Origin of the sequence: Thioclava sp. UBA3469 (genome assembly GCF_002378135.1) — a bacterium.
GTDB lineage: Bacteria > Pseudomonadota > Alphaproteobacteria > Rhodobacterales > Rhodobacteraceae > Thioclava > Thioclava sediminum.
On sequence record NZ_DFRG01000222.1, the window covers coordinates 1 to 10547 of the forward strand.

Consider the following 10547-nt stretch of genomic DNA (forward strand, 5'->3'; position numbering starts at 1 on the left):
GAAGATCAGCAGCAGAAAGACCACGTTGATCATCGGCAAGAGCGGCTCGGGCAAGCTGCGCCGCGGCGGATCGCTGAAAAGCCTCATGGCACCAGCACCAGATTGCTCAGCCCCGCGCCGCGCAACGCCTCGATCACTTGGGTCAGCGCGTTCAGATCGCCCTCTTTCAGACGCAGCACGACCGGATCGGAGGGTTGGTCCATCAGCGGCTGCAGCGCGCCTGCCAGATCGGAGAGCGCGACCACCTGCCCGTTCAGGCTGACCGTACCGCCTTCGCCCACATCGACCAGACGCCGCGGCCCGGACCACTCCGCGCCCGCCGTACCGCCGCCCAAGGTCAGGTCGAGCGTGCGCTCCACCCCGAAGCGCGAGGCGAGCATGAAGAACACCAGAAGCAGGAAGACCACGTCGATCATCGGCGTCAGCGCCGGGCGGCGGCGGGGGCGCGGTTGACCGAAGGCGAACATCGCGCGCGCCTCACTCGGCGGCGGCGCGGGGCCGCTCGGTGAGCGTGGCGGGCGCGCGGGCGAAGATGCGGGTCGCGGCGTCTTCCATGTCGTGGCGCAGACGGTCGACCACCGCGTCGAAGCCCGACAGCGCGATCTGCGCCGGGATCGCCACCGCCATGCCCGCCGCCGTCGTCAAAAGCGCCTCCCAGATGCCGCCTGCAAGCGTCGCCGGATCGGCCTGAACGCCTGCCTCCTGCAAGGCGCGGAAGGCCGCGATCATCCCCGCGACCGTGCCCAGAAGCCCCAGAAGCGGGCCGATCACCACGGCCAGTTCCAGCGCCCGCAGCCCCGAGCGTGCGCGCGCCAGCAGATCGCGCGCGACGCGGCCGGTCTCGGCCTCCGCCCCGGCCCGATCGAGCTGCGGATCGCGCAGGCTCGCCATCGCCGCTCGGGCCAGCTGCGCGCGCAACGAGCGCCGCCCGGCCAAAGCCGCCTCGGCCCTGTCGGGATCGCCTGCCGCCCAAGCCGCAATCGCCGCCTGGCTATGCGCCCCGCCCGACCACGCGCCGGCGGCCAGCAGATCCCAGATTTTCCAGATGATCACCGCGAGCGAGATCACGGACAGCGCCGCAATCGCCCACATCGCCGGACCGCCCAGTACGAGCGCATCGAACATGCGCCCCGGAAGAGCTCCGGAAATCTGAGCGGTAGCTTCCATCGCGCCCTCCAATGCACGCCCACAGGCGCGGTGAGGTGGTGCCGGCGGAGGGACTCGAACCCCCGACCCCCTGATTACAAATCAGACGCTCTACCAACTGAGCTACGCCGGCGTGACGGGCCCGCAATAGCGCGGCTTGGAAATTCGCGCAAGACGCCGCTCAGCGGGAACGGGCAAGATCGGCGCGGGCTTGATCTGCGCGGGCGAGGATCGCGACCGCGACCAGCCCCACCGCGCAGACCAGAAGTGCGGCAGGCGAGGCATCGCCCAGATTCTCGAGGCTCGCCTTTTCCTGCGTGCGCGTGGCCAGCGTCTCGAAATTGAACGGGCGCAGCAGCAGCGTCGCGGGCAGCTCCTTCACGCAATCGACGAAGACCAAAAGCAACGCCGAGCCGACCGAGCCGCGCATCAGCGGCAAGTAGAGGCTGCGCAGGACGCCGCCCGGTGTGCGACCCAGCGAGCGCGCCGCCATCGGCAGCGAGGGCGGCACGCGCCCGAAGGCGGCGTCGCTCGCGCCTTGGGCGATGGCGAAGAATCGCACGACATAGGCGAGGATGATCGCAAAGGCAGAGCCCGTCAGCAGCAGCCCGGGATCGTGGCTGGTGATCGCCAGCACGGTGTCGGCCAGCATGTGATCGAGACCGGCGAGCGGGATCAGGATGCCGACCGCCAGCACCGCCCCCGGCGCGGCATAGCCCAGTGTCGTCAGCGGCAGCACCGCGCGCGGCAGGCGCTGCCCCGACAGGCGCACCCCGTAGACCATGAACAGCGCGAGCGTCACCGTGATCGCGGCCGCCGCCCCTCCGGTCAGTATCGTGTGCCACAGCGCAAGCCCGAGGCCCCGGCCGAACCACGCCTGGGGATTGGCGAGCGCATGACCGCCCATCACCGCGACCGGCAGCACGAAGCCCAAAGCCACCGGGAGAACGCAGGCCAGCGTCGCCACCCAGCCAGCCACACCTTTCAGGCGTTGTGGCTGCACTGGGCGGGCCTGACGCGCGCTTTGGTAATAGTGGACGCGGCGGCGCGAAAGCTTCTCAAGCATAAGAAGCGCGAGGACGATCCCGAGGATCACCAGCGCGAGCTGCGCCGCCCCGCCCGCATTGCCGCCCGAAAGCCATGTCGAGAAAATGCCCGTCGTCAGGGTCTGCACGCCGAAATGATCGACGACGCCGAAATCCGCCACCGTCTCCATCATCGCGATCGCGGCGCCTGCAGCGATGGCGGGACGCGCAAGCGGCAGGCCCACGCGCCAGACCATCCCCCAAGGCCCGGTGCCGAGGGCGCGGGCGACCTCGTAGCTGGCGCCGGATTGCTCGCGCAGGGCCGCCCGGGTGATCAGGTAGATATAGGGGTAAAGCGCGGCCGACAGCACGACCACCGCCGCCTCGCGCGAGCGGATCTCGGGGAACCAGTAGTCACGCGCCGAGGCCCAGCCGAAAGCGCCGCGCATGGCGGTCTGCACCGGGCCGGAATAGTCGAGGAAATCGGTGAGGGCGTAAGCGCCGACATAAGCCGGGATCGCGAGCGGCAGAAGCAGCAGCCATTGCAATATGCGATGCCCCGGGAAGCGATACATCACCACGAGCCACGCAGCCCCCGCCCCGATGGCGGAGGCCAGAAGCCCCACGCCGCCCGTCAGCACTGCCGTATTGATCAGGTAGCGCGGCAGCACCGTCGAGATCAGATGCGGCCAGATATTGTCGCGCGGATCGAGCGCCATCCACCCGACAGCCAGGATCGGCGCCAGCACCAGCACCGCGATCACCACGGCCCCGAGCGACCACAGCCCACCCGCCGCACGCAAGCGCCCGCGCAAGGCCGGCGCAGGAGGGACCGAGAGGGATTGAGCGGATTTGGGCACGGGTTTTCCCGATCAGTTTTGTCGGAATTGTCTCGCCCCTCCTACCCCGAAACACATTTGCCTGTCCAGAACGGAGCGGCTAGAGTGAGCAGCAACAATAAGGGCTTGACCAGCCAGACGATATTGAGGCGCGCAGAATGAAAGTCGTTTTCCATCTCGGAGCGCATTCGACCGATGAAGATCGCATCGTGGGCGCGCTTTCGAGCAACGAGCGGCTCCTCGAGTCTCACCGCATCGCCGTGCCCGCGCCCCGCAGCTACCGGATGGTGCTGCGCGATGCGCTGGTCTCGCTGAAAGGCGGGCCTGCGCCGCAGGATGTGCAGGACGCGATCATCGAGGCGAGCACCGAGGCTCCAGTGCTGGATCGGCTGGTTTTCAGCCACGCGTTTTTCCTGTGCATCCCCGAGCGGGTGATCACCAAGCGCGGCTTCTATGCGATGGCGCCGGGCAAGCTCGCGCCGCTCGCCAACCTCTTTCCCGATGCGGAGACCGAGTTTCATCTCGCGCTGATCAACCCCGCGAGCCTGATCCCGCAACTGGTCGCGCGGCTGCCCAAGCGCAGTTACGAGCAGATCATGGAAGGCCACGACCCGCGCGAGCTGCGTTGGGACCCCCTGATCCGTCAGATGGTGGAAGCCGCGGGCGGGCGGCGCTTCGTGATCTGGTGCAACGAGGATTTGCCACTGATCTGGCCCGAAGTGCTGCGTTCGGTCGGCGGGCTGCCGGAGGATCAGGCGCTCAAGGGCGACATGATGGTGCTGCGTCAGATCATGCCCGAGGAGGGGATCGAACGGCTGCGCAGCTATTTCGACGCGAACCCGCCGAAATCGGTTCTGCACCGGCGCAAGATCGTGGCGGCCTTCCTCGACAAATACGCCCAGCCCGAGGCGCTCGAGATCGAGGCACCGCTGCCGGGCTGGACCGATGAGCTGGTCGACGAGATCACCGCGCAATACGATGCCGACGTCGCCGCGATCGCGCGGATGCCCGGTGTGGAATTCATCGCCCCCTAAGCAAAGGGCGCGGTTCGCGCCGGATCATCGTCCGGCGCGCAATGGCGCTCAGCCCATCCCCAGCGCCGACTTTATGTATACCTTACCATTGCTCATTGTCATTTTTATCATTTATTCCTCGCGACTTACAAGACATAATCTACCGAATTTGTTCATGTTCACGCCCGTTTGTTCACGCTGCCAAGAGTAGCGCATCTAGTAGCAGAGAACTCCAAACAAAACCGAGAAACGCGCTGCGCTATGTGGAGAGCTTCGCGCGTTTCTCGGTTGCTCCCTTCTGCTCATAAGCATTTAGAAACAGAGTTTTTGAACAGAGACCAAGCAAATCGAAGACGCATTAGCGAACTAAATACTGCTAACATTCCCTATGTTCGCAGGGGAGGCTCTCGATCGGATCGGGAAACTCTATGATGTTGAACGGCAGATTGCCGGTCAGTCGCCCGAGCTTCGACAAGCCGCGCGACAACAGCATTCCAGACCCAAGGTCGACGCCTTCAGGGCGTGGGCCGAGGCCCAGCTCACGCGCCTTCCCGGCAAGGGTGATCTCGCCAAAGCGTTCCGCTATGGGCTCTCCCGCTGGTCGTCCTTCGAACTCTATCTCGAAGACGGAAGGATCGGCATCGACAACAATCCCGCCGAGCGCGCCATGCGCCCGATTGGCATCGGAAAGAAGAACTGGCTGTTTGCCGGGTCAGACAGCGGCGGCGAGACCCTGGCGCGGGCTATGACACTGATCGAGACGGCAAAGATGAACGGACTTGATCCACAGTCTTGGCTGACCGACGTGCTCGACCGCATCCATGATCACAAGATCAACCGGCTCGACGAATTGTTGCCGTGGAACTGGACCCCGTAGGTTCAAGCCGCGGTATCAACCGGGCGGTTACACTTGGCGGAGATACGCAGACGTTGCTGTTGTAGCAATTCACCGAACTCGTCCACGAGGGGCGCTGGGCGCGCCTGCCGGGCCTCGAGCCGCTGTCCCGGCGCCGTGCCGCGGATGTCGGCCTCGACCTTGTAGAATTCGGCGATGCGGCGCAGCCCCTCGGCGGCGATCTCGGAGCCGTCGCGGTCGAAGACCTCCTTCAGCTTACGCCGCGCGTGGGCCCAGCAATGCGCCACGCGGACCGGGTCGCGACGCTTGCGGGTGGGACGCGTCAAACGGTTGTAACCCTGGTAGCCATCGAGTTGCAGGATGCCGTCGAAGCCGCGCAAAATCTTCTCCGCGTTCTCCCCGGCGCGGTCGGGCCGCCATGCGCATCAGCGTGCAAAGCCGCGTTGCCAACTCGCCCTTTTCACCCGAGATGTCGCGACAGAACCCTTGTGTTTGCAGCCGGGGCGTGGGCCTCCGATGCATGCGCCCGCACAGCGATCATGCGCAGGATACGGTGCTGCGCGCGCGCGTCTGTGTCCTTCGCAAGCAGGTCATGCAATCCGACATGTGCACCGGCATCAATAACGCGGTCTATGCCGCAATCATGATAGAAACGGTTCAGCGTCGCGACCGTATTCCCGTCTAAAGAGCGCATGAGCATCAGGGCATGACTCTGAACTGCATTTCCATCCGCCATCGGGCGCCAGCGTTGTGCAGTTCCCGCGAACTTTCGCCCCGCTATCGTGATGTTGAATCGTCCGTCACAAAAGGCCCCCGGCACGGCCCCATATCTCGCGCTTATGCCTGCATCAGAAAGAGCCTCGCAAATCGGCGAGGTTAGTTGCCTATAGGCATCCTCAAGCCCGAAAGCTGCGCCCGGAGGCGCGCGGAACAACAGCGACAAGTTCACAATATCAGGGCCCTGCGGCACCAGATCGCCGCCTGTGGCGCGCAGATGAACCGGCCAGCCTGCGTCATTGGCGCGTGAACATGCGCGCTTGAACCCGGGTTGTCGGCTGAGGCTTGCGGGCGCAACCAGCGCGCGCTCGCAAGACCAAAGCAGGGCAGCGGCACCGCAACGCCCGGCCGCAATGTCGCCCAAGCGTGCGGCCTCCCAGTCCAGTGCGTCGGCAAGCGCCAGTTCTCGCACCGGACTGTCCGGCGCTGTCATGGTCACGCGATCGTCCCGATCACGTCCCCCTTGCGCACGATGTCGTTGGCCTGTTTCGTGATCGTCAGAACGCCATCGGCGGGCGCGGTCACTTCAAACTGCGATTTCTCGACCATGATTTCAGCGATCAACGCCCCCTTTCGCACGGTCGCTCCGTCGCTTGCCAGCCAGTTGGTAATAACGGCTTCCATACCGTCGTCCTGCCACAAATCCTGCGGCACCTTCACCTCGGTCGCCATGCGCCCACTCCTAAATTTGATTGTCCCGAATTACATTTTGCGGTATGCGGCGATGATCTTGTCGGGATTGGGCAGACAGAGTTGCTCCATATGTCTGGCATAAGGGATCGGCACGTCCGGATAGGTGACGCGTGCCGGAGACGCCTTGAGCTTTGAGATGTCATGCTCGGTCACGGTGGCTATGATCTCGCCCGAGACGCCATAGCTGTGATAATCCTCGTCGACCACGATCAGACGCCCGGTTTTGGCGACCGAATTGATCACCGTCTCACGATCAAGCGGAACCAGCGACACGAGATCAACCACCTCGGCGCTCACGCCCTCTTCGGCGAGCCTGTCGGCGGCCTTCAGCGCATTATGGACCCCCATTGCAAGGCCCACCAGCGTCACATCGCGGCCCTCGCGCACGACCTTCGCCTTGCCGATCTCGACGCTATAATCGCTTTCGGGCGTGTTGACGGTGGCGCCGGGTTCGGTGCTCAACCAGCCCATCCCCTGCAACCCCTTGTGAAACATATAGATCACAGGGTTGTCGTCGCGGACCGCAGCGGTCATCAGCCCCTTGGCGTCATAGGCATTCGAGGGCGAGACGACCTTCATGCCCGGCAGATGCGCGAAGGTGCCGTAAAGACATTGCGAATGCTGGCCCGCATCCGAATAACCGCCCCCCGTCGAAGTCATCAGCACCATTGGAACGGATGCGTTTCCGCCCGAGAAATAGGTGTTCTTGGCCATCTGATTGTAGATCGCGTCAAAGCAGACGCCGAAGAAATCGACGAACATCAGTTCGACGACAGGCCGCATCCCGTCCATCGCCGCGCCAACGGCGGCGCTGATAAAGCCGGTTTCGGAAATCGGGGTGTCGCGCACGCGCTCCTTGCCGAATTCCTCGAACAGGCCGCGGGTATTGCCGAAGATGCCGCCGAAGCCGCCGATATCCTCGCCCATCAAAAAGACAGTGGGGTCACGTTGCATCTCTTGCTGCATCGCCTCGGCCATCGCACGCGCTATGGTCAGACGGCGTTCGTTTGTTGGCTGGTCAAGCATGGGTCAAATCCTTTCATGCCACAGATTTGTGGAGGTCGGAAAATCAAACAAAAACGGCGGTCAACGCATCGGTTTCCGGCGCATATTCGCTGTCGCGGGCAAAAGAGATCGCTTCGGCCACGCGGGCCTCGGCGCGCTTTTCCAGCGTGTCCAGGCTCTCGGCAGCGTGGCCCTCGGCGATCAGGCGTTCGCGCATTTTGGGGATCGGATCCTTGGCAAACAGCGCTTCCTTCTCACCCTTCGGGCGATATTGCTCTGCATCGCCCATGAAATGCCCCGCCAACCGATAGGTTTCGATTTCGATCAGCGTTGGGCCCTCGCCATCGCGGGCGCGCGCGATGGCCTGCCCCGCGATGTCAAAGATCGCATAGGGATCGTTGCCGGGGATGTAATGACCGGGCATACCGTAGCCCGCCGCGCGCACATCATTGCGCGCCACGGCTGTCGCCTCGGATTTGGGAACCGAAATGCCCCAGGAATTATCCTCAATCACGAAAACAACCGGAAGTTTCCAGACGCCCGCGAGATTGAGAGCCTCGTGAAACGCGCCTTGGTTGGCCGCACCCTCGCCCAGAAAGGCGACCGCAATCCCCGGCTTTTTCTGCAGCTTGCGTGACAGCGCGGCACCACACGCCGGACCACAGCTTTCGGCGATAATGCCCGAACAGGCGAAATTCACCGCCGGATCGAACAGGTGCATGTGGCCACCCCGGCCACCCGACAATCCGGTCGCTTTGCCAAATATCTCGGCGGCCATCCTGTTTAGATCCACCCCTTTGGCAATCGCCTGATGATGCGGACGGTGGGTTGCTGTCACGGTGTCCCTAGCGTCCAGATGTGCACAAACGCCGACTGCGACCGGTTCTTGGCCGTTCGACAGGTGCATCTCGCCCGGTATCGGGCCGCTGGCCATGTTGAACGCCGGGGTCTTGCCTTCAAGATAAACCTTCTCGATCGCTTCTTCGAAGCGGCGGCTGACCACCATGGTTTCATACATCCATAGTAATTGCTCTTTCGTCGGTTTCATGTGAGTCCTCCGATCGGTAACTTTCGTGCGAGCGCGCGAACCCGTTAACGCTAACCGGGATCCGGCAGCCTGCTTTGATATAGGTCATTGCAGACTGCCGCCGTGTCATCTCTTTCGAGCTACAACGCGTATTGCTCGCGCGCGAATTTTCCGATGCCGGCTGCGTCCAATGCAGACAGCGGCGCAAGGAATGTCACCTGAATGACGCCCGGCGCACGACCGATTTCGATAGCCCCGTTGATGGTGGCGCGGTTTCGCACTTCGGGGACCGTCATGCCAAGCAGGTCGGCGGCGCGACCCAGCCCGTTTTCGATCGCCTGATTGAGTGTCGGGCCAGTGCCGATAACCGAAATCGGAGCCGTTTCCTCCAACTGGTCGATATCCCATTCCCGCGCCAGTGCGATGGCTTTCGCCTTTTCATCGGCGCTGAAGGGTCGCGCCATGGGGGGCAGATCGTCAAGCCGGGGAAACAGCACCGGACCGGCAAGGGTGCGCCCCTTGATCACCTCGACCTGCAATGTGACGCTGCCAGCCACATCCATCGTGTGCCCCGCGATCTCACCATCGCCCTGCCCCGCATGCATGTCGCCGATATAAACGCCCGCCCCCGGCACTTTGACCGGAGTCAGCAGGATCGCGCCGTCGCGCACCGCATCGATATCCATGTGTCCGTCTGTGCGATGCTCATCCAACTGCTCAGCCGTCACCGCGTATTGGTGCGGGGCGCCAATCAAGGCCGAGCCGAAATCACCCGCATTATGCGAGTCTGGCAACGGCATCGACGGCGTCGTGCCCAGTTGCCCGAGAAACGGTCGCATCCGCACTATCACTGCGGGCATGTCAGAGGGCGCATAGACGAGGATGGGGTGCTGAACCGAATGATCGGGCAGCGCTGCGTAATGTTCGGCATTATGCGCAATCTTCTCGGCCGCCTTCTTGGGCATGGTCACCCCGACACTGCGGGTCTCGTCGAACACGACGGTATATCCGTGAACCACCTCGAACGGCTTGACGGGATTGCCGCAATTGTCGCAGCGCACCGCGTCCGGTCCGATCCCTTCGACATGGGTTTCAGGCCAGAGCGTGTCGCAATGCGGGCAGCGGGCCGCCACATAGGGATCGCCAAGACAGAACCCTTCGGGTGAGGAATCGTGACCCGAAGCCGTGGCGATGGCGGTTACGGTGATGTCGCGGATCCGGATCGCCAGCGCATCGCCGGGCTCTGCACCGTTCACGTAAACGGGCTTCGTCACCTCGTGTCCGCCGCGCAGACGCGGAGTAATCATCGGCCCCCAGCATCCCGGTGCGGTATTGGCGATGATCGTGCCGCCATCTTCAACCGGGCCAAGCATTGGCTGGGATGGGTCCAAAATGCCGTTGGTAAACTCCTGCACGACAAGACTGCGCTGCGCTGTGCGGGGGCCGTCTTCGGTTTGATCTTTTGCCACGGGTGTCTCCTATCTCGGATAGGTGCCGGTCAGGTCGCGACCAGCACCTGGTTGAACGGAATCTGTGACAGCGGCGTTCGCAGCAAGCATGAGTGTCCAAAGACTGCGACCACGAAAAGCGACTCGTGACCTAGAACGGCGCTACCAGTCAGCTTCATCCTCGGACTGAAATAACGGCGAGTCAATTGGTTTGACCGGCTGCGCATGTTAACAAGGCTAGAGACATCGCGCCGCCGTGGTGATCCAACGGACACCATCCCCCATCGGTCGGCCCTGCTACCCTCAGGCCCCCTGTCAGCAGGCCCTCTCACACCAGGGAAAGCTCTTGCCGCCGCGACAGCCGGTTTATTTAGCAAGCATTGGAAAGCGATCGGTTGCATAGCGTGTGTGGCAGGCGGTGCAGGCCCCGATCATTTGGCTGAATGTCGCATTTTGCGCCTCCCGGTCGCCATCGCGGCCCACTTGAGCAAGATCGGTCGAAAGTTGGTGAAAGGCTTGGTCCCGGGTAACGAATTCCTTGGGAACGGCAGCCTTCAGATCCTGCTTGTCTTGCGGCGTCATGGATTGCTGCAGGATGAAACTGTCATGGATCTGTTGTGCCAGACTCGCGACGCGGGCGTCGTCTCCAGCGATCAGGGCCGAAATAATATCCTTGCTGGCCTGCTCGATCGACGTAAGCGGTGTCTGAGCGGCACGT

10 protein-coding genes, 1 tRNA gene and 2 pseudogenes are annotated in these 10547 nt (G+C 63.4%); 2 read left to right on the top strand and 11 right to left on the bottom strand.

What is annotated here, in order from left to right; all coding sequences use genetic code 11:
- Positions 1-83: 83 nt before the first annotated feature.
- The 4 genes from B3D39_RS16275 to B3D39_RS16290 all read right to left on the bottom strand — a co-directional run bounded on the left by B3D39_RS16275 (position 84) and on the right by B3D39_RS16290 (position 2890).
- On the bottom strand, positions 84-467 hold the full coding sequence (locus tag B3D39_RS16275; RefSeq protein ID WP_286789886.1) for an ExbD/TolR family protein: 384 nt from the start codon (positions 465-467) through the stop codon (positions 84-86).
- Between the two features lie 10 nt (positions 468-477).
- On the bottom strand, positions 478-1167 hold the full coding sequence (locus B3D39_RS16280) for a MotA/TolQ/ExbB proton channel family protein (protein ID WP_274963465.1): 690 nt from the start codon (positions 1165-1167) through the stop codon (positions 478-480).
- Between the two features lie 36 nt (positions 1168-1203).
- Positions 1204-1279 (bottom strand) — tRNA-Thr (locus tag B3D39_RS16285).
- Between the two features lie 48 nt (positions 1280-1327).
- Entirely contained in the window at positions 1328-2890 is a 1563-nt protein-coding gene (locus B3D39_RS16290; protein WP_274963468.1) for an ABC transporter permease, read from the bottom strand.
- Positions 2891-3168: 278 nt separating this feature from the next.
- Between B3D39_RS16290 and B3D39_RS16295 the strand changes: the two genes are divergently transcribed.
- Together B3D39_RS16295 and B3D39_RS16300 are read left to right on the top strand one after the other, a co-directional pair.
- Positions 3169-4044, top strand: a complete 876-nt coding sequence (locus B3D39_RS16295) for a hypothetical protein (protein WP_274963466.1) — start codon at positions 3169-3171, stop codon at positions 4042-4044.
- Between the two features lie 373 nt (positions 4045-4417).
- Positions 4418-4900, top strand: a pseudogene (locus tag B3D39_RS16300) (IS66 family transposase); the annotation flags it as partial.
- A gap of 32 nt (positions 4901-4932) precedes the next feature.
- Here B3D39_RS16300 and B3D39_RS16305 read toward each other — a convergent pair.
- From B3D39_RS16305 to B3D39_RS16335, 7 genes and pseudogenes are all read right to left on the bottom strand, one after another.
- Positions 4933-5298: pseudogene (locus B3D39_RS16305) on the bottom strand (IS66 family transposase); the annotation flags it as partial.
- A 41-nt stretch (positions 5299-5339) separates the two neighbouring features.
- Positions 5340-6089, bottom strand: coding sequence for a lipoate--protein ligase family protein (locus tag B3D39_RS16310; RefSeq protein WP_414718020.1), 750 nt, complete (start codon positions 6087-6089; stop codon positions 5340-5342).
- 2 nt (positions 6090-6091) lie between these two features.
- On the bottom strand, positions 6092-6328 hold the full coding sequence (locus B3D39_RS16315) for a biotin/lipoyl-containing protein (protein WP_038148951.1): 237 nt from the start codon (positions 6326-6328) through the stop codon (positions 6092-6094).
- A 30-nt stretch (positions 6329-6358) separates the two neighbouring features.
- Positions 6359-7375 (bottom strand): alpha-ketoacid dehydrogenase subunit beta, encoded by a 1017-nt coding sequence (locus B3D39_RS16320; RefSeq protein ID WP_081875082.1) that lies wholly within the window; start codon positions 7373-7375, stop codon positions 6359-6361.
- Between the two features lie 43 nt (positions 7376-7418).
- A complete protein-coding gene (locus B3D39_RS16325; RefSeq protein ID WP_240497805.1) occupies positions 7419-8402 on the bottom strand; it encodes a thiamine pyrophosphate-dependent dehydrogenase E1 component subunit alpha in 984 nt (327 codons plus the stop codon).
- A gap of 119 nt (positions 8403-8521) precedes the next feature.
- Entirely contained in the window at positions 8522-9850 is a 1329-nt protein-coding gene (locus B3D39_RS16330; RefSeq protein WP_273072429.1) for an acetamidase/formamidase family protein, read from the bottom strand.
- A 345-nt stretch (positions 9851-10195) separates the two neighbouring features.
- The coding region (locus B3D39_RS16335; protein WP_286789887.1) for a cytochrome c at positions 10196-10547 on the bottom strand (352 nt) is incomplete at its 5' end.